General features: G+C 59.8%; 21 protein-coding genes. 10 read left to right on the forward strand and 11 right to left on the reverse strand.

What is annotated here, in order from left to right:
- Nucleotide 1: 1 nt before the first annotated feature.
- The 4 genes from PSH78_RS12080 to PSH78_RS12095 all read left to right on the forward strand — a co-directional run bounded on the left by PSH78_RS12080 (nt 2) and on the right by PSH78_RS12095 (nt 6,966).
- Nucleotides 2-1,342 (forward strand): TolC family protein, encoded by a 1,341-nt coding sequence (locus PSH78_RS12080; protein WP_305500749.1) that lies wholly within the window; start codon nt 2-4, stop codon nt 1,340-1,342.
- Nucleotides 1,343-1,440: 98 nt separating this feature from the next.
- The gene (locus PSH78_RS12085; RefSeq protein WP_305500751.1) at nt 1,441-4,794 is read left to right on the forward strand and encodes a M10 family metallopeptidase; all 3,354 of its coding nucleotides are present in this window, start codon (nt 1,441-1,443) and stop codon (nt 4,792-4,794) included.
- Nucleotides 4,795-5,094: 300 nt separating this feature from the next.
- Nucleotides 5,095-5,907, forward strand: a complete 813-nt coding sequence (locus tag PSH78_RS12090) for an oxidoreductase (protein ID WP_305500753.1) — start codon at nt 5,095-5,097, stop codon at nt 5,905-5,907.
- 72 nt (nt 5,908-5,979) lie between these two features.
- The gene (locus PSH78_RS12095) at nt 5,980-6,966 is read left to right on the forward strand and encodes an MDR family oxidoreductase (protein WP_305500754.1); all 987 of its coding nucleotides are present in this window, start codon (nt 5,980-5,982) and stop codon (nt 6,964-6,966) included.
- 37 nt (nt 6,967-7,003) lie between these two features.
- On the opposite strand, the gene PSH78_RS12100 is transcribed toward PSH78_RS12095, so the two are convergent.
- From PSH78_RS12100 to PSH78_RS12120, 5 genes are read right to left on the reverse strand one after another with little or no spacing between them, the layout of a single operon-like run.
- Complete coding sequence (locus tag PSH78_RS12100) at nt 7,004-7,492, reverse strand: DUF6644 family protein (protein ID WP_305500756.1); 489 nt, start codon at nt 7,490-7,492, stop codon at nt 7,004-7,006.
- A gap of 36 nt (nt 7,493-7,528) precedes the next feature.
- Nucleotides 7,529-8,002: a DUF6644 family protein gene (locus tag PSH78_RS12105; protein ID WP_305500758.1), complete on the reverse strand. Its 474-nt coding sequence runs from the start codon at nt 8,000-8,002 to the stop codon at nt 7,529-7,531.
- A gap of 22 nt (nt 8,003-8,024) precedes the next feature.
- Complete coding sequence (locus tag PSH78_RS12110) at nt 8,025-9,533, reverse strand: alpha/beta hydrolase domain-containing protein (RefSeq protein WP_305500760.1); 1,509 nt, start codon at nt 9,531-9,533, stop codon at nt 8,025-8,027.
- 34 nt (nt 9,534-9,567) lie between these two features.
- The gene (locus PSH78_RS12115) at nt 9,568-10,335 is read right to left on the reverse strand and encodes a hypothetical protein (protein WP_305500762.1); all 768 of its coding nucleotides are present in this window, start codon (nt 10,333-10,335) and stop codon (nt 9,568-9,570) included.
- 54 nt (nt 10,336-10,389) lie between these two features.
- Nucleotides 10,390-10,773 carry a DUF6152 family protein gene (locus PSH78_RS12120; RefSeq protein ID WP_305500763.1) on the reverse strand — a complete coding sequence of 128 codons (384 nt, stop codon included), beginning with the start codon at nt 10,771-10,773 and terminating at the stop codon, nt 10,390-10,392.
- A 237-nt stretch (nt 10,774-11,010) separates the two neighbouring features.
- On the opposite strand from PSH78_RS12120, the gene PSH78_RS12125 reads away from it, so the two are divergent.
- Nucleotides 11,011-12,348 carry an alginate export family protein gene (locus PSH78_RS12125; protein ID WP_305500764.1) on the forward strand — a complete coding sequence of 446 codons (1,338 nt, stop codon included), beginning with the start codon at nt 11,011-11,013 and terminating at the stop codon, nt 12,346-12,348.
- A gap of 93 nt (nt 12,349-12,441) precedes the next feature.
- Here the strand turns inward: PSH78_RS12125 and PSH78_RS12130 are convergent, their stop codons facing one another.
- The 3 genes from PSH78_RS12130 to PSH78_RS12140 form a co-directional block, all read right to left on the reverse strand.
- Entirely contained in the window at nt 12,442-13,005 is a 564-nt protein-coding gene (locus tag PSH78_RS12130) for a cytochrome b (RefSeq protein WP_305500766.1), read from the reverse strand.
- A 91-nt stretch (nt 13,006-13,096) separates the two neighbouring features.
- On the reverse strand, nt 13,097-14,551 hold the full coding sequence (locus PSH78_RS12135; RefSeq protein ID WP_305500767.1) for an aldehyde dehydrogenase: 1,455 nt from the start codon (nt 14,549-14,551) through the stop codon (nt 13,097-13,099).
- A 31-nt stretch (nt 14,552-14,582) separates the two neighbouring features.
- The gene (locus PSH78_RS12140; protein ID WP_305500769.1) at nt 14,583-15,956 is read right to left on the reverse strand and encodes an aspartate aminotransferase family protein; all 1,374 of its coding nucleotides are present in this window, start codon (nt 15,954-15,956) and stop codon (nt 14,583-14,585) included.
- A gap of 216 nt (nt 15,957-16,172) precedes the next feature.
- Here PSH78_RS12140 and PSH78_RS12145 point away from each other — a divergent pair, with 216 nt between their 5' ends.
- The 5 genes from PSH78_RS12145 (at nt 16,173) to PSH78_RS12165 (ending at nt 20,793) form a co-directional block, all read left to right on the forward strand.
- Nucleotides 16,173-17,141, forward strand: coding sequence for a helix-turn-helix domain-containing protein (locus tag PSH78_RS12145; RefSeq protein ID WP_305500771.1), 969 nt, complete (start codon nt 16,173-16,175; stop codon nt 17,139-17,141).
- Nucleotides 17,142-17,290: 149 nt separating this feature from the next.
- Nucleotides 17,291-18,175 carry an alpha/beta fold hydrolase gene (locus tag PSH78_RS12150; RefSeq protein ID WP_305501232.1) on the forward strand — a complete coding sequence of 295 codons (885 nt, stop codon included), beginning with the start codon at nt 17,291-17,293 and terminating at the stop codon, nt 18,173-18,175.
- 270 nt (nt 18,176-18,445) lie between these two features.
- Nucleotides 18,446-18,763 (forward strand): helix-turn-helix domain-containing protein, encoded by a 318-nt coding sequence (locus tag PSH78_RS12155; protein ID WP_305500772.1) that lies wholly within the window; start codon nt 18,446-18,448, stop codon nt 18,761-18,763.
- On the forward strand, nt 18,756-20,015 hold the full coding sequence (locus PSH78_RS12160; RefSeq protein WP_305500774.1) for a type II toxin-antitoxin system HipA family toxin: 1,260 nt from the start codon (nt 18,756-18,758) through the stop codon (nt 20,013-20,015). The genes PSH78_RS12155 and PSH78_RS12160 overlap by 8 nt, the downstream gene beginning before the upstream one ends.
- Before the next feature lie 223 nt (nt 20,016-20,238).
- Entirely contained in the window at nt 20,239-20,793 is a 555-nt protein-coding gene (locus tag PSH78_RS12165) for a hypothetical protein (protein ID WP_305500776.1), read from the forward strand.
- A 350-nt stretch (nt 20,794-21,143) separates the two neighbouring features.
- On the opposite strand, the gene PSH78_RS12170 is transcribed toward PSH78_RS12165, so the two are convergent.
- From PSH78_RS12170 to PSH78_RS12180, 3 genes are all read right to left on the reverse strand, one after another.
- Entirely contained in the window at nt 21,144-21,797 is a 654-nt protein-coding gene (locus tag PSH78_RS12170) for a hypothetical protein (protein ID WP_030138700.1), read from the reverse strand.
- Nucleotides 21,798-21,931: 134 nt separating this feature from the next.
- Nucleotides 21,932-22,279, reverse strand: coding sequence for a chorismate mutase (locus PSH78_RS12175; protein ID WP_051065908.1), 348 nt, complete (start codon nt 22,277-22,279; stop codon nt 21,932-21,934).
- Nucleotides 22,280-22,367: 88 nt separating this feature from the next.
- Nucleotides 22,368-24,230, reverse strand: coding sequence for an NAD(P)-binding domain-containing protein (locus PSH78_RS12180; protein WP_305500781.1), 1,863 nt, complete (start codon nt 24,228-24,230; stop codon nt 22,368-22,370).
- Nucleotides 24,231-24,294: the final 64 nt, after the last annotated feature.

Raw genomic sequence — 24,294 nt, forward strand, 5'->3', positions numbered from 1 at the left:
CATGAGATCCCTGATCATCCTGTGCGCGATCCTCGCATCGCTCGGCGCCCTTGCGGACAGCGGGCCAACGTCTTCCCACGTGGATCTGTGGCAATTGCATCAGGAAGCGCAGGGCGCCGATCCACGCGTTCTGCGAGCACAGGCCTTGGTTCGCAGCGGGAAGGGCAACGAACGCGCCGCGTTCGGCCAACTGCTGCCGCAGCTCAACGCCAGTGGTAGCGTCAATCGCAGCCGGCGTGACGATGATGTCAGCCGCATCCAGTACAACGGCAAGCGCATGGCCGTGGTGCTCAACCAAGTGATCTACGATCCGCAGGTCTGGCGCAGCTACCGCAAATATGTGGAGTTGGCGCGGCAGAGTGAATACGAATCCGACGACACCCAGGTGCAGGCCAGTATCGATTTGTCTGAACGCTACTTTGCCGTTCTCGCGGCCGAGGACGAACTGTCCCTGGTGCGCAGTGAACTGGACGCAACCGAGCGCAACCTCAAGCGAATAAATGCCTTGTATGCGCGCCAGATGGCGATGGTAACCGACAGGCTTGATCTCGAGGCCCGCGTGGATGCGCTCAAGGCAGACGAGATCGAAGCCAGCAACAAGGTCGCGATCAGTCGTGAGGCCATTTCCGAGCTGGTGGGGCGTGATGTCCATGAGCCGTTCAAGCGCATCGCAGAAAATCCTGCTTTCAGCCTGCCGGCGCAAGCGCAGGACTATTGGGTGCATGCAGCGCTCGATAGCAACCCGGCACTGCATGCCCGCGAACACAGTATCCTTGCAGCCGAGGCGGCTGTTGGTGAAGCCAGGGCCGGTCATCTGCCCAGGCTGGGCCTGAATCTCACGGCGCAACGCAGTGACATCGGTTACGAAGGTGCCTTGGCTCCCCGCACGGATAACCTGGTCGCTTCCCTTGATTTGCAAGTGCCCCTCTACAGTGGCGGCTCCACCCGCGCACGGGTGTCCAGTTCGGAAAGCGACAAGGAGGTCGCCCAGCAGGAACTGGAGGCCTTGCGCCGCCAGGTCATCAAGGAAACTCGCACTGCCTATCTGGGCATGACGGCCGAACTCAGCCGTATCAAGGCGACCCGACGCGCCCTGGAGTCCGCGGAAAAGTCCCGGGTAGCCACCGAAAAAGCCTTCAACTACGGCGTCAAGCATGCCGTGGACGTGCTGGATAGCATCCAGGAAGAGTTTCGTGCACGACGCGATTTCTATCAGTCCCAATACCGGTTCGTGACCAGTCTGCTCGTGCTGCATCGCTGGAGTGGAAGATTGGCAGACGAGGACATCCGCAAGGCCAACGACTGGCTGGTTGCGCCTTGGTCAGACCGTTCGGCACAATAATGGCCAAATGATATTAATGTGTCAGTTTCTGATGCAAAATGATCCCTTTGTAGCGGTCGCATCCAGGATAGACCGCAGATTGCCCACAGGAAGCTCCCATGCCCAGTCCATTTTTCGGTTATTCATCTGTTTCGTCTGCCAGCCTGACCGGCAATGCGCAAGTCGATAGTTTGCTTTACGGCACTTATTGGTCAGGCAATTCCACGAACAATTGCATGCCCGTTACCTCATTGACGTACAGCTTCATTACCGATAATTCACGTTTCACCTTCGATTACAGCAACAACAACGAGGACCTGGCCACCTACGTCCTGACTCCGGCCCAGCAGAACAGCGTCGTCAGCGCGCTGGGTGCGTGGAGTTCGGTTGCCAACATTCAGTTCACGCAGGTCGGCGAATCCTTCAGCAATGTCGGTGACTTGCGATTTGGTGGTTACCAAGGGATGGATGACGGTGTCGCCGCCTGGGCTTATATGCCTGGCACCAGCCCTACTGCCGGTGATGTCTGGATCGGCCCGTCGACGAATGATCCAGCGCCCGTCAAAGGATCCTACGACTACTTGACCTTTGTGCATGAGATCGGGCACGCGCTGGGCCTCAAACATCCGTTTTCCACCAGCGGCTTCAATCCCACGGTGCTTGCTACCGAGTTTGACGACGTACGTTACACCGTCATGAGTTACAACGACCCGTACCTCTATGAACCGACCACGCCGATGCTGCTCGACATCGCCGCCATACAGAGCCTTTATGGGGCGAATAACCAATGGCAGACCGGGAATAACACCTATAGCTGGGCTGCTGGCCAGTCGGTTTTCGAGACGATCTGGGATGCCGGCGGCAATGACACCATCGACGCGAGTAATCAGGCGGCAGCGGTACGCATCAATCTGAATGAGGGCGCGTTCAGCAAGATCGGCCAGGCGTTCTTGAACGTCAACACGCTGACTCTCTTCAACGAAGGGTTGGCAATCGCCTATGGCGCAAAAATCGAGAATGCGGTCGGTTCAGCCTACGATGACACGCTGATCGGTAACGAACTGGGCAACGTACTCAACGGCCTCGGTGGTGCGGACACCCTCGACGGCGGCGCCGGTAACGACAGTTATTACATCGACAGCCTGTCCGACACGATCATTGAGCGAGATGCCTCGCTCACGCAGATCGACAGTGTCCTTTCAGCCGTCAGCTATACCCTGGGTGCCAACTTCGAAAACCTGAAGCTGATCGGCAGCGGCAACCTGAATGCAACCGGCAACGCCCTGAACAACCGCATCACCGGGAACGCCGAGGCCAATATCATCGACGGTGGCAGTGGTGTGGATACCCTGACCGGCGGCGCTGGTGGTGACACCTACCTCGTCGACAACGTCGGCGATGTCATCAACGAAGCCAGCACCGTGGCCGATGAAATCGACACCGTCGTTTCATCGGTGGCCTGGCGACTGGGCAACAACCTGGAAAACCTGACGTTGACCGGCGACGCCAACGTCAACGCCGCCGGCAACGAACTGTCCAACGTGCTGACCGGCAACGCCGGCAACAACGTCGTCAATGGTGGAGCGGGGCAGGACACGCTGATAGGCGGCCTGGGGGACGACAACTACGTGGTCGACAATGCTGGCGACACGGTCGTCGAGCTTGCCGACGAAGGTCATGACCTGATCCGTACCTCGGTAAACTACACCTTGTCAGCCAATATCGAAGACGGCCAGCTGCTCTATAACGATTCCCTCACGCTTATCGGCAACGCGCTGGACAACAGACTGACCGGTAACAGTGCCGGCAACGTGCTCAACGGCCTCGGTGGTGCGGACATCCTCGACGGCGGTGCCGGCAACGACAGTTATTACATCGACAGCCTGTCCGACACGATCATTGAGCGAGATGCTTCGCTTACGGAGATCGACAGTGTTCTTTCAACCGTCAGCTATACCCTGGGTGCCAACTTCGAGAACCTGAAGTTGATCGGCAGCGGCAACCTGAATGCAACCGGCAACGCGCTGAACAACCGCATCACCGGGAACGCCGAGGCCAATATCCTCGACGGCGGCAGTGGTGCGGATACCCTGACCGGCGGCGCTGGTGGTGACACCTACCTCGTCGACAACGTCGGCGATGTCATCAACGAAGCCAGCACCGTGGCCGATGAAATCGACACCGTTCGTTCATCGGTGGCCTGGCGACTGGGCAACAACCTGGAAAACCTGACGTTGATCGGCAACGCCAACGTCAACGCCGGCGGCAACGAACTGTCCAACGTGCTGACCGGCAACGCCGGCAACAACGTCGTCAATGGCGGAGCGGGGCAGGACACGCTGATAGGCGGCCTGGGGGATGACAACTACGTGGTCGACAATGCTGGCGACACGGTCGTCGAGCTTGCCGACGAAGGTCATGACCTGATCCGTACCTCGGTGAACTACACCTTGTCGGCCAATATCGAAGACGGCCAGTTGCTCTATACCGACTCCCTCACGCTTATCGGCAACGCGCTGGACAACAGGCTGACCGGTAACAGCGCCGCCAACATACTCGATGGCCTTGGTGGTGCGGATACCCTGGAAGGGGGCGCCGGTGCTGATACTTACGTGGTCGACAACGTCGGTGATGTCGTCAATGAAGCGAGCACCGTGGCCGATGAAATCGACACCGTCGTTTCATCGGTGGCCTGGCGACTGGGCAACAACCTGGAAAACCTGACGTTGACCGGCAACGCCAACGTCAACGCCGGCGGCAACGAACTGTCCAACGTGCTGACCGGCAACGCCGGCAACAACGTCGTCAATGGCGGAGCGGGGCAGGACACGCTGATAGGCGGCCTGGGGGATGACAACTACGTGGTCGACAATGCTGGCGACACGGTCGTCGAGCTTGCCGACGAAGGTCATGACCTGATCCGTACCTCGGTGAACTACACCTTGTCGGCCAATATCGAAGACGGCCAGTTGCTCTATACCGACTCCCTCACGCTTATCGGCAACGGGCTGGACAACAGACTGACCGGTAACAGCGCAGCCAACGTACTCGATGGCCTGGGTGGTGCGGACACCCTGGAAGGTGGTGCCGGCAACGACCAGCTCGAAGGCGGCGCTGGCAATGACATACTCATCGGCGGGATTGGAACAGACACCCTCATCGGTGGTGATGGAGCCGACCAGTTTGTTTTCACTGCGCTCGATGACCTGGGCAGCGGTAGCGCGCGTGATGTCATTTTTGATTTCAGCGCTCTGCAGGGCGATAAAATCGATCTTTCGGGATTGGATGCCGACACACTGACCGCGCTGAACGATACGTTCAGCTTTATCGACTCGGCTGATTTTACCGGGGCCGGGCAATTACGCTTCGTCGACCACGTGCTTTACGGCAACGTCAATGGCGACCTGAACGCGGATTTCGAGATTCAGTTGCTAGGCGTCAATTCCTTGAGCTCGAACGATCTGCTGGCTTGATACAAGCGCGCGAGTAAACGGCGGAGGTGGAGGGGCGCATGCCTCTCCATCGAGCCTGCGGTCTTCCCCTCACCGTCACCCGGTGTTTCCAAGCGTTTAGTGGCGCGGGCCGACGACGATTCTCACTCAACGCAATGCACCGCGTCGATCTGCCGCTGGCGGTGATGCCTGCGTGTCGTTCTGGTAAATTAGATGTCAGTCGAAATCAAAAGTATTGACGTCTATAATTATGATCATCATCATAGAGTTCCCCGACACGCGTTGATGCCGGATCCCGCCAGGCAGCCAGAGGAACACTGTATGACCATTACTAAATCCGTAGCGTTGGTGACCGGCGCTTCGTCCGGCATCGGTGAGGCCATCGCGAACAAGCTCGCGGCGGCCGGCTACACCGTATATGGCACCAGCCGGCGAGGTACACCGGCGGTTCATCAGGCATTTTCGATGCTGGCGCTGGACGTAACCGACGACGCCAGCGTCGAAGCCGCTGTCGGCGAGCTGCTGCGCCGGGAAGGGCGCATCGATTTGCTGGTCAACAATGCCGGTTTCGGACTCGCCCCGGCCGCGGCGGAAGAAAGCTCGATCGAGCAGGCCAAGGCCGTCTTCGATACCAATTTCCTCGGTGTCGTGCGCATGACCCGCGCCGTTGTGCCCCACATGCGACGTCAGGGCGTCGGTCGAATCATCAACATCGGCTCCATTCTTGGTGTCGTATCCGTACCTTATGTGGCGCTCTACGTGGCCAGCAAACATGCGGTGGATGGCTATTCTCAAGCGCTGGATCACGAGTTGCGTACCCATGGCATCCGGGTGGTCGTCATCGAGCCCGGCTATACGCGCACGGCATTCGAAAGCAACAGCCTGCAGGCTGACGCCAAGCTGGACGTGTATGAGGACATTCGGGTTAAGGTAACCAAGGTCGTCAACCAGGCGATGGCGACCGCCGAGGGCCCCGACGTGGTGGCTGACGTGGTGCTCAAGGCGGCTCGCGCCGAGCGGCCGAAGCTGCGTTACACCGCCGGCAAGACAGCCGCGCAGTTGCAGTTCATGCGTCGCTTCGCGCCGGCTGGCGTGCTGGACACGGGCATCCGCAAGGCCCTGCAGCTCGCGTGAATTGCCAGCCGGGCCAGGGCCCGCATTCGCTGCGTTGGCCGCGACCCGCTCAAAATGAAGAGGAAACCAACAATGACCTTCAAAGCGCTGCTTTGCACCAAAACCGCTGACGTGATTTCCACCCGCCTGGTCGACTTCAAGGACGAGGACCTGATGCCCGGCGACGTCACCGTCGCGATCGAGTACTCCACCGTCAATTACAAGGACGCCTTGGCGCTTAGCGGTCGCACACCAGTGATCCGCCAATTTCCGCTGATCCCCGGCATCGACTTTGCCGGCGTTGTCGAAAGCTCCAGTCATGCCGGTTTCCAGGCTGGCGATCGGGTGCTGCTCAACGGTTGGGGGCTGAGCCAGACCCACCACGGCGGCTTTGCCCAGAAGGCGCGGGTGAGCGGCGACTGGCTGGTGAAGGTTCCGGAAGTTTTTTCGACCCGCCAGGCCATGGCCATCGGCACCGCCGGCTACACCGCGATGCTCAGCGTGTTGGCTCTGGAACATGGCGGCCTGACGCCTGAGCGTGGCGACGTTCTGGTGACCGGCGCCAACGGCGGCGCGGGCTCGGTGGCAATCGCACTGTTGTCCGGCCTGGGCTATCGGGTGATTGCCTCGACCGGCCGCCAGGAAGAAGCCGATTACCTGCGCGATCTCGGTGCCGGCGAGATCATCGATCGCCATACCTTGTCCGAGCCGGGTGCTCCGGTTGCCAAGGAGCGTTGGGCCGGCGTCATCGATTCGGTCGGCAGCCATACCCTGGTCAATGCCTTGGCACAGACTCGATATCGTGGCGTTGTCGCCGCTTTCGGCCTGGCCCAGGGGGCGGATCTGCCCGGCTCGGTGCTGCCCTTCATCCTGCGCAACGTGACCCTTGCCGGTATCGATTCGGTGAATGCTCCGCAAGAGGTTCGCCTGCAAGCATGGTCGCGACTGGCCCGGGATCTCGACGTGAACAAGCTCGCCCGGACCACCCAGGTCGTCGGCCTGGCGCAGGTTCCAGAGGTCGCCGCTCAGGTGCTGGAAGGAAAGGTGCGCGGGCGTACGGTCGTTGATGTGAACGCATAGCAATAACGGCCGGCCCAGTCTCGCGGCAAGTCAGCCATCAGACGAACCCGATCCAGCGGCCCAGGCAGATCACGCTCACCCACAGCGTCAACGAGCTGAAACCTGCGAGGCGCGCCGGGCCGGGGGGCGGCAGTGTCGTGTCCCATTCATCGATGCGGCGATAGGCGCCCAGGTGGAATATCCCCATATTGAGCCCCGCCAGCAGCAACACGCCCATCTTCCACCAGAACACGCTGTTCTGCGCATAGGTGGTCGCGTTGGAGACAAACATCAGCAGCCCGGTGATCAAGCAGGCGGCGAAGGCGACCCAGGTGTAGGGCAGCAATTCCTCGATAAGCCGTAGCGCGCTTCGACGATGGGAGGCAATGCCAAGCAGGCGCAAGTCGACAACGGCGATGGTTCCGAACACGAGGGCAATGCCGATCACGTGTACCGATTCCAGGGCGGGAAAAACGGAAGCCGACTCGCGGATCTGGGCGGCTAATGCGCTGGCCTCGAGGGGTTGCAGTAATGCTTGAAGATCCATGACGAATACCTGAGAGCTTTCGTTGAAAACGCGGAATCAGTAGGCGATCCAGCGACCGCAGATGATCACGACGCACCACAAAACAATGGAGAGCCAGGCCAGCGCCTTGACCGGACGCTTCTCGTCATCGCCATCGGCGGGCCGCAGCAACGGACGCCGGATCGACCAGGCCAGCGTGAACACGCCAATGACCAGCAACATCTTCAGCCAGAACGTGGTGTTGACCAGCACGCGGTCCGGCTCGCCAATGATCATCACCAGCCCGGTGAGGAGCAGGATGCCGAGGGCGTTGCGCATCCACGGGTAATAACGCGCGATGACGCCACGCGAGGGTTCATCGGTGGCAAGCGCGCCGGCCAACCGAAGGTCGGAAATCACCGCGGCGCCGAAGATCACTGCGATGGCCAGGATATGGACGCTCTGTACCGTCGGCACGACCCAGGACATGTCCCTGATGGCGGTGCTCAATGGTGACGCGTAGATCCAGGCGATGATGAGTTCTGCTGACATCTGCTGTGCTTCCACAATGGATTTAGAAGTCTTCCGGCCTTGCGATCGGACGCAGGCCCGGCGCGTCTTCCGGAAGGAGATAGCGTTGCTTGACCGATACGCTCTTGGCGTCTTCGAAAGCTTGCTCGTATTGGCTGAAGTTTGCGTAGCGCTGGCGAAGCATTTCCCTGGAGTAGGGCACCTTGGTGTCGTAGATCAGCCCGCAGCCGGTTTCCTGTTCAGTCAGGTAGGTCGCGCTGGGCACCTGGACCCACGGCGGGCGTACACCGCCTTGCAGGTTGTGGGTGGCGGGATCGCGGGCGGCGGATTTGCCCTCGCGGACGACGCGCGCAGCCTTGGGCATGGGTTTGCGCTCGCGGACCCATTTGTCCAGGCCATCGAGGAGCGCCGAGACGACCAGCTCCGCGGGTTCGTCGTACAGCGTCCGGCACTGTGGGTCGTCACCCTTGCCGATATCGGCCGCGACCCGTTCGGTATGCTCCGTACCGAGGTCAGCCAGCCGTAGATGTGGCATACCGGTCACTTCGTAATAGCGAACCTGTGGGCTGTCAGTATCCGCTGGCAGATCGATGCCTTCGAGAATGTCGTGCATCAGCTCGGACTGGCTGTAGACGGTCACGAACGGTACGCCCTCGGGCATCCGGCTTGGCATCCGGATGACCTCGCCGCCGACCTCGCCATAGGCCATGCGTCCCGTCATGTAGCCATCGATCAGCGGCCGTGCGTCGGGCATGCGCCATTGCTGATGCCGGCCCTGGTCGAGATAGTCCATCCAGACCTGCGCTGTCACTGCCCAGCTGTTGACATAGATGCGCTGCACATCGAAGCCAGCCAAGGGGCTCTGTGGTCCATCGGTCTTCAACAGCAACGCCAGTTGCGCCGCGATGCCCTGGGATTGTGGAATGAAGGGGTCGGGGCCTTCGCCACGAGTGAAGCGCTGGGGATCGTAGTAGGCACCCAGTGGGGCGTAGCGTGAGTAGTCGAAACGACGCATGAATTCGAGGTTCACGATCCGTCCGTACTGGGCGATCTGCTCGGCTTCGGCCGCCGCGGTCTCCGAGATGAACTTGGGATCGACCGCCGGCTTGTTCATGTTCAGCGTGTACCCGACGTAAGCGTAACCTCGACGCAGCAAGTAGTTGCGAGTCAGGATCCATCCGGCGCCGCGTTCGCCAAACCAGCTGAACGGCTCGATCACCACCGTGCCATTGAAGCGTGCGGGATCTGCCGGTCTGCGTACCAGCAGGCGTGTGGTGTAAGGCGCCTCCAGCAGCGTTTCGCCCGCAGCGGTAATGGCCGGGGCGACGCCTTGCAGGTAAAACTCTTCCTCGATGTAGTCGTATTTCTCCAGGTCGCTGTGTTCGGTGCCCGGGTACTTCGCCGACGACAACGGTGGCTTGCCGGAGGGCGGCACCGCGATGGCGGTGGGCATGCGTGGCACCTCGGCGAACGCGTCGAACATGAGGATCAGCGAGAGCAGGGCGCCGGGCAGCGTTGGCCGAAGGAGGCTGATGGCTATCGATCGTTTCAATCCGGTCATCTCCAAAATATTCGTCGACAGGGCTTTACTCGCGGCTGAGGGACGCCTTGCCCTCGCTGTCGATCACGATCTGGTTGTTCTCGCAGACGTACTCCTGGATGGCGTAGTTGGAGCGCTTGTAGTCGAAGGTGAAGTGATACGGGGTCTTGAGCACTTGCGGATCTTCGATCACGACCTGGTTCTCCAACTGATCCGGCCCGCGTAGCCGGATGCGTTCGGTGATCTTCATCTCTTCGCTGTGGGGAACGTCGTAGAAGGTCACGTCCGTGCGCACACGTTGTGTTTCCACCACCAGCGTGTCGCCTTCCCAATGGCCGCGCGAATGGCCTTGGTAGGCAGGTGTCAGTTTCTCTTTCGCCGGCATTGCTTCGTTCAGGGGAATCCGCCGCACCTGCTGGAGGTATTCCCCAAGGACAATCACTTGCTTGTCGTCGTGAATGATCTGGATCGGGAAGAGCGCCGCCATCAACGTCGGCATTCCTTCGGGCAGGCAGCGAGAGCTGGTCGTCGCGATGGGCGTCCCGGCTTCGTTCGCGGCGGCCTGCTGTTTTTTTAGCGCGGCGTATGCGCTGGCATAGGGTTGCTTCAGATCCATCGGCCCGCCCGGGTGCACCGGGTCGTCCGGGTTTTCACCGAACCAGTCGTCCGGAGTTCTTTCCCAGGTGCCGCTGATGCCCACGCTGTGTTTGTCGTTCGGGGAAGAGGACGGCGTGGCGCGGCATATCCCGCTACCCGTCGCGAGGGCGATGCCCAGGAAGATCATCGCCGCGTTCAAGGTTCGTGTCGGTTTCATTGAAAGGTCTCCACGCTGCTGGACGGTTCAGTTCGGTGGTCAGCCTTGCTTCTTCTATCCGCCGCCAGAGAGCACGACTTCACCGATCCTGATTTCCAGCAGCAACCCGCCCGGGTCACCGTTTTTCAGCGGTTTGAAGGTCACCTCGGCGCTCTCGCCGGCCTTGATCGAGTCGGCGCTCCAGCCGGCGCGCTGCAAAGCGTTGACGCTGCCGGTCTCGATCTTGAATCGCTGGGGCGGCGGGCCGGGCGTATCGAGGTAAATCGTGACGTGCGGATTGGTCCAGGCGAAGCGCTCGACGACGCCCTTGACCGTGACCGTCCTGGTCTGGTCGAAAAGCGCAAATGAATGGTGGGCGGTAACTACCGATGGCAGGGCACTGCAGGCGACGACGGCCAGCAGGCAAAGCCCCTGACGTAGCAGCGGTAATGGGGACATGACGGGTTCCTCGTTCTTATGCGTTCTTATGGCCCCAGCATAGGGGCGGCGCATGTCGAGGCCGTAGCCCAAAACGGCAACCGATAAGGTCATCGGAAATATTTTGCGGCAGCGAGAAATTGCGCCACGGGAATGGGCGGCCAGCCCTTTGCACATGCTGATTTGGGCTACCGCATGGGCAGCCCGAATCGGAACACTCATGACTCGCCTCATAAATATAAGAACAGGAGAGACGTCATGCGCACCCCCCCTTATGCCCTGTCAATTTCACTGCTCGCAGTCTGTACATTGGAGCCGCAGGCACAGGCCTATGAGTTCTACAGCGAGGACGATGGTGCAACCGTGCTGAACGCCGATCTCTGGGCGGGGTTCGGCTGGTTCGGCAGTGAGAAGAATTATCTTGCCAACCCGCAGGAGGAACCCGGCAGCATGCGGTGGCAGGAAGGCTTCGCCAAGTACGGTGTAAACGGCACGACCAACAAGCTCGGTGTCGGCTCGGTCTACGGTGGGTTCAGCCTGATCAGCACAGGGTCCTGGGGCGATGGCGACGCCGGAAGCCTCACGGTCGGTGATGAAAGAAGAACCGCCGTGGAGGACGCCTACCTGGGCTGGAAATCAGGTGACCTTATCCCGGCGCTAGGGACTGACGGCGTTGATTTCTCCTTCGGCCGACAAATCGTCACGGTGGATGGATTCCTGATCACCGACGACGGCTTTGCGCCCGGCAAGGCCTTCAGCCCCATCGCCGGCGTCGCGGATGGCCGGTTCGATCGGGGCGGTGCCTTCTACCTTGGCCCACGACTGGCGTTCGGCAACACCGCGGTCCTGAAACTGGGCGGAACGCAGGGGCTCCACGGCAGCCTGATATGGCTGAAATCGGACAACCCCGGGCAGTCGGAGACCGAAGTGGCGGCTGCGACCCTCGACTACACGACGCCCATCGGCTCGATCGGTTCGACGTATGTACACGGCCTCGATGTCAACGAGCGATACGCCTTTGCCGATCGACTTGAACGCAAGGGTATGGACATCTACAGCATCCGTGGCCAGGGCAATGCGGGCATCGTGAATGCCGACTTCGCCTTCGAAGTGGCGCGCCAGGAAAAACGTTCCGGGTCGCAGCGGGCGATGTTCTTCGATGCGGGCTACACCTTCACCGAGGCTCGATGGCAACCGGCGGTGAGCTATCGGTATTCACGCTATTCGCAAGGTTGGGACTTTCTCTTCCAGGGCGGTTTTCGCAAACGCTACCAGGGTGAGGTCGCGGCGAATTATGCCGCCTCGGTGACCTCGAACATGCAGATCAACGACGTGCTGCTCTCGGTCCAGCCGACTGACAGGCTGACTCTCAACGCCATGTACTTTCACTACGACCAGCTCTCCGACCGCGACGCGCAGGATTTCAGCGCGCGGGAGGTCGACCTGTACCTGGATTGGAGTGTGACCGACAACGTCACGCTTTCGCCGCTGGTGGGTTTCTACAAACCGAGGAAGTGGCTGGGCGACGGCGGTCTGCAAAGCGGCAGCGCCTCGACCAACACGTATCTGCAGTTCATCGTGTGGGTGACGTTCTGAGTCGCCGTTCGCGGCATCCGTTGCGGGTAGCTTGATCCGGATGCGCCACTCACCGTGGCGCATCCGGTGGGAGAAGTGATCAGGCCGAGGCCGTCAGAGCATGCGGCGCAGCACGTCGCGTCGGGGATCGCGGTCGAGGAACCGGTGCTTGAGCGCGCCGGCGACATGCACCAGGATCAGGCCGAGCAGCGTGTAGGCGAGCACCTTGTGCAGCCATTGGAAGACGACGAACCAATCGTCATTTTTTCCAAGCAGCTCCGGAAGGTTAACGCCAAAGAAGAACACCCCGTCGCTCATCGTGTAGGTGCTCGACATCGAATAGCCCATCAACGGCACGATCACCAGCAGCGCATACAAGGTACGGTGCGCAAGCCTTGACGATATCCGTTCATAGCGCGCCAATGATTCCGGCGGCTGCGGCAGCCTGGGGGTTCGCACGCGCAAGACGATCTGGACCAGCACCAGCAAGAATGCCAACACCCCGAACGATTTGTGCCACGGATAATAAAGCTCGTACTTGCTCGCCACTTCGTCATCCAGCCCGGTCATGTGCCAGCCTGCCCAGAGCAGGCCAGCGATGAGCACGGCGCGCACCCAATGCAGGAGTCGCAGGGACGTCGGATACCGATCAACAGCTGTTTGATTTGCCGGATTCATCGCGGTCTCTCCATCGGTAACAAAAATGCACCTGAGCGACCCACGGCTAATCAGCGCATCGAGGGTCGCTCGGTCAGTGCAGGGATGGCTGTCAGGTGGGCAGCAATAAGGTGATGACTTTCTCTTCGGTGTAGGCCAACGCGCCGGCGAATCCGCCTTCACGGCCAATGCCGCTGGCTTTCACCCCGCCCCAAGGCAGATTGGCATCCAGCGGGCTCCAGCAGTTGACACCCACAGCACCGGCCTTCACCGCGCCAGCCACGCGATGCGCTTTTGCCAGGTCGTGGGTCCAGACCGTCGCCGCGAGGCCGTAAGCAGAATCGTTGGCCAAGGCAAGCGCCTCATCTTCGCTGTCGAAAGTGATCACGGTGCCGACCGGGCCGAAGATCTCGTCCCGGGCGATCGCCATGTCATTGCGTGCATTGGCAAAGATGGTCGGCTGGACAAACCAGCCCCTTTCGGGCGTCGATACGCCGCCAGCCAACAGCGTGGCACCTTGCTCGATGCCCAGTTGGATGTACCGGTTGACGCGCTCGAACTGGGCTTTTTTGGCCACGGGGCCCATCTGTATGCCAGCTTGCCGAGGATCGCCGACCTTGACCGCTCGTGCCGCATCGGCAAGCGCCACGGCGAAGCGCTCGGCGATGCCGCGCTGGACCAGGATGCGCGAGCCGGCCGCGCAGATCTGTCCCTGGTTGACGAACAGGCCGAGCGAGCAGCCGTGCAGCGCATCGTCGAAGGGGGCGTCGTCGAAGACAATCTGCGGACTCTTGCCGCCCAGCTCCAGGGCGACGCGCTTGAACAGCACACCGGCGGTGCGCTGGATTTCGCGACCCGCTTCGGGGCTGCCGGTGAAGCTGATCTTGGCAACGTGGGGGTGTTCGCACAGGGCACGGCCGACTTCATCGCCGTAACCGGTGACCACGTTGATCACCCCGTCGGGGAAGCCCGCTTCCTGGGCCAGCGCCGCCAGGTGCAGGGCCGATTGCGGGGTTTCTTCCGAAGGCTTGATGACCACCGTGCAGCCTGCCGCGAGTAACGCGGCGAGCTTCCAGACGGTGATCATCAACGGCGAGTTCCAAGGGACGATGGCGCCGACCACGCCCACCGGTTCGCGCACCGTATACGACAGGGTCCTGGTGCCGAAATAGCCGCCGGAGGGGATGGTCCGGCCCTCCAGCTGATTGGCCCAGCCGGCGGCGGCGCGCAGGTTCGCAACGGCGTTGGGGATGTCCATCCGGCGCGGTTCGAGGGGGGAGCGGCCGATGGCATTGGCGTCGAGGTCGGCGAGCTGTTCGGTGTCGCGCTCGACCAGGTCAGCCAGTTTCGACAGCAGTCGCGCGCGCTGGGCGCCGTCAAGCCGGCTCCAGGCGCCACGCTCAAGCTGGTCGAGTGCAGCGTTCACCGCACGGTCGACGTCTTCGGCGGTGCCACGCGCGGAGCTGCCGTAGGCCTGTTCCGTCACTGGGTCGACGAGGGGGATGCGGCGGCCGTCTGAGGCTTCGAAGGCCGCGCCTTCGATGAAGTGCTTGAAGTGCTGGGTCATTTTGCAGTCCGTAATAAATTGAAGTGGACGGTCATGCCTTGAGGGTGGCCAGGGCGTCGCCAAAAATGTCCAGGGCCTTGAAGAACAGCGAGCGTGGGATCGTCAGCGAAGGCATCACCCGCATCACGTTGCTGTAGCGACCGCAGGGAATCATCAGCACGCCGTGGTTCAGCAGGTAGCCCATCAGTTGGCCGATCCTGGCCGGCGCCAGCGGCGCTTTGGTGACCGGGTCCTCGACCAGCTCGATGCCGATCATCAGGCCGCGACCGCGTACCTCGCCGATGAACGGGCTGTCGAAACCGCGGATGCGTTCCTGCGCTTCCAGCCCGAGCGTGTGGGCGCGGTTGAGCAGGTCGAGCTCGGGGTCCTGGAGGATGCTGATATTGGTCAGCGCCACTGCCGCCGAGAGTGAGTTGGCGGCAAAGGTATTGGGCACCGAGCCGTCAGGAATCGCCGCCGCCAGGTCCGAGCGCATGATCAGGCCCGCCATCGGCAGGTCGCTGCCGATGCCCTTGCCGAAGGTGAGCATGTCGGGCTTCACGCCTGAATGTTCGACCGCCCACATCTTGCCGGTGCGTCCCGCGCCGGACTGCACTTCATCGACGATCAGCAACGCGCCACTGCGGTCGCAGGCCTTGCGCAACAATTGCAGGAACTCTGGCGACGGAGGCACGTAGCCGCCTTCGCCCTGGACCGGTTCGACGATTACCGCGGCCACGTCATCGGCGGCGGTGTAAGGGGTGTTCAGCAAGTAATCCACGTATTCGCCGGCGATCTGCTCGGCGCTTTTGTGCGTGGTGTCGAAGGGAAAACGATAGGCGTAAGGGTAGGGCGCATGAATGACTCCGCCCATCTGGGCGCCGTAGCCCTTGCGGTAGGCCGTGCCGGTGGTCAGCGCGCCCGAGGCGTTCCAGACGCCGTGGTAGCCACCGTGGAAAGCGATGATCTGATGCCGCCCGGTAATGCGCTTGGCGAACTTGACCGCGGCTTCCAGCGCGTCGCTGCCGCTTTGCGTGAAGAACGTGATGCAATCGCCGCGCAAGCCGTCGGGGGCGATTTCGGCAATCTTCGCCGCCAGTTCGGTGCGCCGGGTACTGTTCACTTCCAAGGCGTGCATCAGCACTTCGGACTGTTCACGGATCGCTTGCACGACCTTCGGGTGGCAGCGACCTACACTGCTGACGCCCACGCCCGCGGACAGGTCGATATAGGTGTTGCCATCGGGGTCCTTGAAGGTCGCGCCAAAAGCCCGGTCCATGGCCACGGGCATGCGTCCGCCGCCGCGTGCCATCGACTCGGTACGCGCCGATAACGCCAGGGCCTCGATGGTCCTGGGGCCGGGAATGGCGGAGGTAATCCGCGGGGCATCCGCAAAATGCAGGGATTCAAGTTTGGCTTCACTCATGACGGTCTCTCGGGATGTCGGTTTCAGTGTTCCGATCATCCCCGTCGCCCGTGCGTGGCCGGTAGCCCGAATCGGCACATTGGCTGGCCGTCCCGAAGCGTTCCGGCATGAGTGCTGACAGCCAGCCAAATAAATTTGCAGAATTCTCCTATCGTGAGAATATTGCGCACAAAGACGATCCCAATAACAAGAATATCGGCAGAGGCTTTCGTCATCATGAAGAACCACAACATCAGCCATTTCCGCGATATTCATGTCCACGCCGCTACCGTCCAGGAGTGGAATCAGGATTACAACCAACTGACCGCCGGCTCGGCCGAGAGCTCGCTCATACAGCTGAGCACCGCGCGCTGCCACGTATTTCGCGAGAAGATCAACCAGCGTGTCGTGCAGCACGGCGTCGCGCCCCGGGGCAAGATGTGTTTCGCCGTGCCCATCACGGTTCCGGGTTCGATCCGGATGCAAGGGCGGGAGGTCGACGACAGCAGCCTGTTCTTCCTGCACGGGGGCGAGGAGTTCATGTTCCATATGCCGATGGGCATGGAGCTGCTGGCCATTACCTTCGAGCGCGAATGGTTCGAACAGGCGCTGGCACAAACCACCTCGGCAAAGGAAATCGGTCAATTGCTGCGTCAGCCGGTCATCAGGCTGCCCACCCAACGTTATGCCGATGCCCGCCGTCGCGTGCTGGCGGCATTCTCCCTGGCCCTCTCAAGCGAAGAGCTCGACCCGACGCAAGCTCGCGAGCTGGCGCTGGAACAGGCCATGCTCGGCGAGTTGCTGCAACTGATGACCGATCCGGCCTGCGACAAGCAGCAGCGCACGCCAAGCTCGACGCGCAGTTATATCGTCGAAAAATGCCACCGCCTGGCGACCGCGGAACTGAACAACGTGCCCAGCGTGGACGACCTCTGCCAGCGCCTCCAGGTGAGCCGGCGTACCGTGCAGAACAGCTTCCGCTCGGTTGCCGAAACCACGCCGCTCAACTATCTGCGCTCCGTGAGGCTCAACGGTGTGCGCCGGACCTTGATGTCTACCCGGGCGTCCCATCTGTCGATCGGCGACGCTGCCGCCCAATGGGGTTTTTATCACCTCAGCCATTTTGCCGCGGAGTATCAGGAACTGTTCGCGGAATTGCCCTCCCATACGGCCCGCGCCGCCATTCCCGATTGCGCCCATGCCTGAAGGTTTTCCTGGACCTTCGGCGGTGCGCTGGCGTCGATTCCGGGCGGGACGCTTCTCGCTTCTGATGGAAGGCGAGGTTATCGATTCATTGAGCATGGGCTTGTTTTTCCTTGTCCGATTTTTTGATCGCAGGTGCCATGCAGGAGGCAATGATGAAAACTGTTAAAGCCGGTGTTCTGGAAATCGCCTATCTGGAGATCGGTCCGTTAGACGGGGCGCCCGTGGTGTTGCTCCACGGCTTCCCCTATGACGTGCATGCCTACGATGAAGTCGCCAGGATCCTGGCTTCAGCTGGAAAGCGATGCTTGACGCCTTACCTGCGTGGCTACGGCCCCACCCGATTTCTGGATGAGCAGACGATGCGCTCTGGAGAGCAGGCGGCAATAGGAGCCGACCTGTTGGCTTTTCTCGACGCACTGAAAATCGAAAAAGCTTTACTTGCGGGTTATGACTGGGGCGGAAGAGCGGCTTGCATCGTCGCCGCGCTATGGCCGGAACGGGTAAGCGGTTTGGTCAGCTGTGGTGGCTACAGTATTCAGAATATCGCTGAAGCGCACCAGCCTGTTTCCCCCGAGGCTGAGCACCTCCTCTGGTATCAGTATTATCTTCACGGTGACCGTGGTCGCGCTGGATTGACCTCGAACAGAAAGGATTTCTGCCGCTTGTTATGGCGCATGTGGTCGCCCACCTGGAGGTTCACCCAGGAGGCGTTCGAAACGACCGCTGCAGCGTTTGAGAACGACGACTTTGTTGACGTGGTAACACACTCGTACCGTCATCGTTTCGGATTGGCCGAGGGAGATCCAGCCTATCGGAACATAGAATCCCGGCTTGCCGCACAACCCAGGATCGCGGTGCCTTCATTGGTTCTGGAGGGTGGCGCTGATGCGGTTGATCCGCCTGCCGAAGAGGACCCGTTCGCCCGTCATTTTACCGGGCCGTATCGCCGGGAAATCCTGGAAAACATCGGCCACAACGTGCCTCAAGAGGCGCCCCAGAGATTTGCCGACGGGATCTTGAGCCTCGGGGCTTGAGGCGGTAGCCATGGACACGCTTGTCCGGTTCTCTCCAATCGCGCGACGGCTAAAAGTTCGCCTCGATGAATCTAGTTGGGCGCATGGTTGATCCGGCAGAGATCGGAGCGGTGGCGAATCCTTCAATGCCGGTTAATTCCAGTAAGCTGTGTTTAATGCCGAAAAAACCGAGATAAATCACAAAATCAGGGAATTACCTGCATTGAAGTGAGCAGTGGTTAATTCTATAATTTTGGGCATTAAACGGTGTGCAGCAACGGAAGGGACGTGATGCTGGATTTAAGCTTCAGTAAGCCGAGTGAGATCGTCAAGCGACTCTGCGATCGCTTGCGCACGGAGCGGCTGGCTCTGCAGATGACGCAAGCCGATGTGGCGGGTCGCGCCGGTATCGGGACCAATACCGTCTCCAACCTTGAAGCTGGGCGTAATGTCGGGTTCGAGAATGTGGTCCGTGTGGCCATGGTCCTTGGGCGAACCAAGGAGCTTGAGGGACTGTTTTTGCCAAAGCTGGACAGCCTTGAAGACATTCGCCGATACGAAAACAGTGCCAATCGTCATCGTGCCAAGAGGAAGTCCGACAATGCTTGAGCAAGTTGACGTCTTCTATGGTGGCTGGGGTGAACGTTGGCTGTGGGGCACACTTGTGTCTACGACCGCCATTACCGGTCGCCCGCAGATTGTGTTTGAGTACAGCAGTGAAGCGAAGCGTAGAGGTTTGGAGCTGTCGTCCTACACACTTCCATTGGAGGGGGGCCAGTTACGTCGAGGCTTTCCGTCCCACCAATTGGGCCTGCCAGGGCCTGTTTATGACTCGTTGCCTGACGGTTGGGGCATGCTGCTGATGGATCGGTTGTTCAGGCGCCGCGGCCTCAACACAGCACGCATAGGGCCTCTGGAACGGCTGGCGTATATTGGCAACAATGCCATGGGGGCAATGTCGTTCGAACCCGTGGCGCCCGAGGGGCAGGAGCCAGAAGCGCATATCCCCCTTGAGCTGCTCGCCGCTGAGGTTCGGGAAGTTCTCAGGGGTGAAGGTGGGGAATTCCTGCAGACATTGCTGCTGGTGGGGGGCTCGCCTCAAGGCGCCAGGCCGAAGGCGTTGGTCTATCGCGATCCTCAAGATGGAGCCTTTACCACCGCCGCGAAGCCGGGTTTTGACGCCTGGCTGATCAAGTTCCCGGCAAAAGAAGAACATCCCGAAGTGTGTGCTATCGAAATGGTCTATGCCGAGTGCTTGCGCATGTGTGGCATCCAGACTCCGGACACGCAGCACTTCAGTCTGCCCGGCGGGCTGGCAGCCTTTGCGAGTAAACGCTTTGATCGAATAGACGGTCAGCGGGTGCCCATGCAAAGTCTTGCAGCCTTTACCGGCGCGGACTACAAGTCGCCGGGAGCCCTGGACTACGTCAATTTCCTGCGTGCGACACAGATGTGTACCAACGATGTGCGAGAGAAAGCTATCGCCTTCGAGCGTGCCGTCTTTAATGTCGCGTTCAACAACCGAGACGACCACCCCAAAAACTTCGCCTACGTCATGTCGCCGTCCGGTGCATGGCGGCTGGCGCCGGCCTACGACGTGACTTTTTGCGAGGGACCGGGTGGTTATCATCAGATGGACGTGATGGGCGAGGCTTTGGAGGTTGACCGGGATGCGATGCTCAGACTTGCGGACGAAGCAGAGGTCTCAGCGGAGACTGCTGGGGGCATCATTGACAATATTTGCCGCGTCGCTAGCCAGTTTGCAACCATCGCCGAGAACCTGTCCCCACGCTTGATCACCCAAGACACCCTGGACATCATTCAAGGTCGAATCGACGAGAACATCGACCTGCTGCGCTAACGCTACTGCTCGCCTATAACTTCAAACGGTTGTTGAGCTTGCTGGGCGGCACGCCCTGATGTCGGCGATCAAGGTCCGAAGCGCAGTTGATGGCCTCTGTTTGTGTCTCACGACTCAGGCGTTTGATGATGGCACTTTCTGAACTGGTCGTGCGGCCAGTAAGCTAGGCTGTTCGCACGACAGGCCGTCGGTATTCGACGGCCTGAAAACAAAGGCGCTATCAATGTCGAAGCATTTGCTGTTGGGCTGGACCCGTTCCTTGTGCGTGCTTGCTGCCTTGAGCGGCGCGGCCACCACGGCAGTTGCTGCCTCGCCTGAAAAAACCGCTACGACGGCATCGGATACGCAAGCGGTGTCCCTGGCAGGCGGCAAGCTGAAGTTCGTGTTGAACGGCGTCGAGGCCCGTACCTTGAACAGCGATAACGGCGGCACGATGTACTTCGATCCGAAAAGCGAGCGAGCCATCATCGTTACCGAAGGTCCGGCGCCGACTGCGGGCACCACCCCGGACGCTGCGTTTCTCCTCGCCGTGGATACTGTGAAGGAAACGCAGCAGGCCGCATCACCCAACTTTCGCATGACTAGCGAGAAGACCATTCAGGTGAACGGCCTGAAGATGTACCGCCTGGACGGCACCGACGATTTCAACGGCCTGAAACTACTGATGGCCTCGTTGATGACTATGAACGATGAGAAGATCACCGTCATCGAAGTGATGTCCAGCGTAAACGACCCGGCCGGCCATACCGCTGCGTTGAAGAACATACTGGGCAAGTAAACCGCAGGTTTCCCGGATAGTAGACTGTTGGCACTGTTGTAAAATGGCTCAGTGGAATTCCGTTACAGGCTATCGGGGTCGCCAAAAAACATTTTGACTTGGCTCTAGGACGATATTTTCAGGCGGAAAAATATCAAATATGCCCCCCCAGTTTTGCCCCCAATCGCATTGAGTGTGCGAGTGATCTTGAATTGTGACCTGCGACTGACTCCAGTATGGCAGTACCTGGTATTCGGTGCGCCTTCGCGTTCTTTTGGCACGCAAGCTAAAGCGGCGCTCCCGAGCAACGCAATAAGCGTGAGCGGGGATCTTTATTTGATCTGAAACATGCTGGTTTTTATGTTTGCCTCTCAGTCAATTTTGATTGTTTCGTGAAATATTTCTGCATATAGCCGAGCGACGGTAGGTGTAAGGTTGTGCACTGACGGAATCAGAAAATTGGAGTGGGGTGCGAGTTGCTTTGCGTAGATAACTTCGTACACCCTGCGCACGATTCCTGGCTCTGCTTCCTCTTGGTCGAAGCCAGGCATTATTCCTACGGCTTTGTAACCCGCATGCTCCAATGCTTGTTGCATATACGGAGCGCGGGTTGTCGCCATACCATAGATCAAGCCGGCGCCCATGAACCTTCCCATTTTTTCTCCGAGGTCTTGGGCAGCTACGGCCAGTTTGGTTTGTCTATGATGTTTGGCTACCGCGCCCACTCGCCCGAAGATGACATCAGCGCCGTCAATTTTTTCCCACGTTGCTATCGCGACGATTTCATGATTCTGGCGGACCACGATAGCGAACATTCCCCGCTCTAGGTCGTTTTCGAGCACTACGTTGTCTTCATAAAATTGCTGGTTCACAAAAGGGCTCCCTAACCCCACCCTTATGGAGGGGAACCACGTCTGGAAAAAAATTATCGCTACATCGATCTCCTCGCGTTTCAGGTAATCCCATGTGTAGCCAGAGGGTAAAACAGTGAAACTGCGAATTTGATCGATCGTTGGCCATTTCATGCGGTTCTGCTCGTCTTGATTGTCTAATTGCCTTCAGGAATCGGTCGGAGAAGGGGCTTATTCAGTCGCGTCTCTATCGAGTTGTCTGCGATCTATCGGCAATTCCAGGGCGTCTAGTGGAGGTAGGCGGCGGGTTAGACGGCGGTATTTTCAGGTTTGAGGACAGCGCCCTTGCATAATCCTGGGGCATGCCTGGCCGCAAATTGTCTGTGGCGGTCGACCACTTCACCGATGACAAACTGCATCAGCTTCTGGACGAAGGCCGTATCGAGTTTGGCCTCTTGGGCGAGGGCTGTCAGGCGTTCGTATTGAAGCAGCTCTCTGTTCTTGTCTACCGCAGGCAATTGATGTCGGGCTTTAAGCAAACCGACCTCATCAGTACAGCGGAATCGTTCAGCAAGCATGTGGATGAGCGCGGCGTCGATATTGTCGATGGTTTGTCTGAATGCAGAGAGTTGACGCGTGATGTCGGAATTTTCCATGGATAACCTCGTGGCAGTTGTTCTATGGGGCTTGTCTGTACTCATCCTTGGTCCCTTCATGATTGGACGGAGAGCCTGAGCCGGCGCTTTACGCGGGATCGGGCATGCTCAACGATTTCTCCAGCCACTGCGTGACTACCTTGAAAGCCGAATCTGAATTGCGTTCATAAATCAATCCGTGGCCGTTGCCGTGAATACCGAGCGCCGGTAGATCCAGGTGGTGAATGTTGGCACCGGCATTTCGCAGGAAAGGGACGATGGTGGATGCGTAAGCAGCAAACGCTGATGTCTCACCTGTCACCAGCGCTACCGGAACGCCCTGCAACCCGGGAATTTTCAGGGTTGATGGTTCTGCTGTGCGGACTTGCTCCGCCGTCTTGCGAGGCGGATCAAAAGTCAAAGGAGCGGCGGTCAGTCCCCATTCGAGGCTACCTATACCCGGCGTGTGGCCAAATACCGGCCCCATAGGTTCCACCGCCACAATCCCTGCGATCAGGTCGGGTCGACGATCGGCGACCAACCAGCCACTGGGCCCGGAAGCGGAATGCGTAACGATGATGGCCTTACCGATTCTGTCGAGCAGTTCGGCCAGTCGATCCGCGTCCAGGTTCTGCGAAGTTCCGAGGTCGGCCGGCATAGGACCGTAGGCTGCAATGAAGGCGTCAAACGCTGCTTCGTCATCCAGCTCAAACGGCCATTGTGTTTCTCCGCCTCCCTCTGGGAAGTAAACTTCGCGGGCGCGCTCATAGGAAAACGCTGGACCCATCGGTCCCATGATGTCGGGGTGATACGGCGATCGCCCGTGGCCGGGTCTGTCGACGCGAAAGACTACGAAGCCTGCTTCGACGAACCGCTGGGCCCAGCCCGGGCGACCATCGGGTGTATCCAGCCATTCAGTGCCTTGCAGCGTGCCTCCATGCACCAGCACTACAGGATAGGGTTGAGTGATGTGCTCGGGGGACTCCCAGGCTACGTACATCGGACCTTTCGGAAAGCTTTTACCGTTCTGGGTAACGCGGGCTTCGGTCACCCAGAAGTTGCCACGCCGCGTACGTTTTATCGGTGCGCTTCGCCAGGGTTGCTGGGCATGATCGGTTGATTGGGTAACTATCTGCGTAGCGAAAACCGACCAGTCCTTGTGCCCATCTCCTCGGGCTACTGCGGATGTCATTTTCGATCGCACGGCATCGGCTGCAGGCAGTTCCAGGCGCTTGAGACGTGCCGCATCAATAGCCAGATTTATATCCTTGAGGCCAAGAGACAGTTTGAAACCCGGTTCAAAACGTCTGTGCACGATGTTCTGCCCATAGCGCTGGTAACCAGGGCCGGTGAACAGAGTCTGGGTCATGAGGTTGAGGAACATCGAGGGGCTCAGTCCATGGCGTTGAACAAGTTCTGTTGCTTCGCCCAGCGACTGGATGGCTTGAGTGATCATCATGTTGCCGGCGATTTTCGCGATACACGCCAGTTCAGGTTGATCGCCCAAATACCAGGTCTTTTTCCCGAGTAGGTCAAACAGCGGTTGGACCCTCGAGACAGCTACCTGCGATCCGGCCGCAAGGATATTCAACTCGCCATTTGCCGCCACGGCAGGCACACCGAAAACCGGCGCCGCGATCAATTCAATGCCGATTGCATCATGTATGCCCTGCAACTCCACCATGATCGAAGGCGACAAAGTCGACATCACGATATGCACGCAAGCCCTGTCTGCGTTTTCCAGGGCTGCGCTGGACAGCAGCACCTCCCTGACGGCGGCATCATCGGCAAGCATGTTGATGACGACCTTTTGCTGAAATGCCGAGGACGGTGATTCGAGAACGCTTACTCCCTCAAGATCCATCATCGCAGCGTGACTACGGTTCCATGCCGATACGTGATGGCCGGCCCGGATGAGCAACGGAATGATCGCTCTGGCCATGCTTCCCACACCGATAAAGCCAATCTTCATGTTCAATCCCCCGGTTGGTGTTTCGACGAAGGTGTATGCAGCGAAGTATGTCGGGCCTGGGATT

Source organism: Pseudomonas sp. FP198 (assembly GCF_030687895.1).
In the GTDB taxonomy this organism is placed as follows: domain Bacteria; phylum Pseudomonadota; class Gammaproteobacteria; order Pseudomonadales; family Pseudomonadaceae; genus Aquipseudomonas.

Coding starts and splice junctions, on each gene's coding strand:
- PSH78_RS12080 (WP_305500749.1), top strand. CDS start 2: ATGAGATCCCTGATCATCCTGTGCGCGATCCTCGCATCGCTCGGCGCC.
- PSH78_RS12085 (WP_305500751.1), top strand. CDS start 1,441: ATGCCCAGTCCATTTTTCGGTTATTCATCTGTTTCGTCTGCCAGCCTG.
- PSH78_RS12090 (WP_305500753.1), top strand. CDS start 5,095: ATGACCATTACTAAATCCGTAGCGTTGGTGACCGGCGCTTCGTCCGGC.
- PSH78_RS12095 (WP_305500754.1), top strand. CDS start 5,980: ATGACCTTCAAAGCGCTGCTTTGCACCAAAACCGCTGACGTGATTTCC.
- PSH78_RS12100 (WP_305500756.1), bottom strand. CDS start 7,492: ATGGATCTTCAAGCATTACTGCAACCCCTCGAGGCCAGCGCATTAGCC.
- PSH78_RS12105 (WP_305500758.1), bottom strand. CDS start 8,002: ATGTCAGCAGAACTCATCATCGCCTGGATCTACGCGTCACCATTGAGC.
- PSH78_RS12115 (WP_305500762.1), bottom strand. CDS start 10,335: ATGAAACCGACACGAACCTTGAACGCGGCGATGATCTTCCTGGGCATC.
- PSH78_RS12120 (WP_305500763.1), bottom strand. CDS start 10,773: ATGTCCCCATTACCGCTGCTACGTCAGGGGCTTTGCCTGCTGGCCGTC.
- PSH78_RS12125 (WP_305500764.1), top strand. CDS start 11,011: ATGCGCACCCCCCCTTATGCCCTGTCAATTTCACTGCTCGCAGTCTGT.
- PSH78_RS12130 (WP_305500766.1), bottom strand. CDS start 13,005: ATGAATCCGGCAAATCAAACAGCTGTTGATCGGTATCCGACGTCCCTG.
- PSH78_RS12135 (WP_305500767.1), bottom strand. CDS start 14,551: ATGACCCAGCACTTCAAGCACTTCATCGAAGGCGCGGCCTTCGAAGCC.
- PSH78_RS12140 (WP_305500769.1), bottom strand. CDS start 15,956: ATGAGTGAAGCCAAACTTGAATCCCTGCATTTTGCGGATGCCCCGCGG.
- PSH78_RS12145 (WP_305500771.1), top strand. CDS start 16,173: ATGAAGAACCACAACATCAGCCATTTCCGCGATATTCATGTCCACGCC.
- PSH78_RS12150 (WP_305501232.1), top strand. CDS start 17,291: ATGATGAAAACTGTTAAAGCCGGTGTTCTGGAAATCGCCTATCTGGAG.
- PSH78_RS12155 (WP_305500772.1), top strand. CDS start 18,446: ATGCTGGATTTAAGCTTCAGTAAGCCGAGTGAGATCGTCAAGCGACTC.
- PSH78_RS12160 (WP_305500774.1), top strand. CDS start 18,756: ATGCTTGAGCAAGTTGACGTCTTCTATGGTGGCTGGGGTGAACGTTGG.
- PSH78_RS12165 (WP_305500776.1), top strand. CDS start 20,239: ATGTCGAAGCATTTGCTGTTGGGCTGGACCCGTTCCTTGTGCGTGCTT.
- PSH78_RS12170 (WP_030138700.1), bottom strand. CDS start 21,797: ATGAAATGGCCAACGATCGATCAAATTCGCAGTTTCACTGTTTTACCC.
- PSH78_RS12175 (WP_051065908.1), bottom strand. CDS start 22,279: ATGGAAAATTCCGACATCACGCGTCAACTCTCTGCATTCAGACAAACC.
- PSH78_RS12180 (WP_305500781.1), bottom strand. CDS start 24,230: ATGAAGATTGGCTTTATCGGTGTGGGAAGCATGGCCAGAGCGATCATT.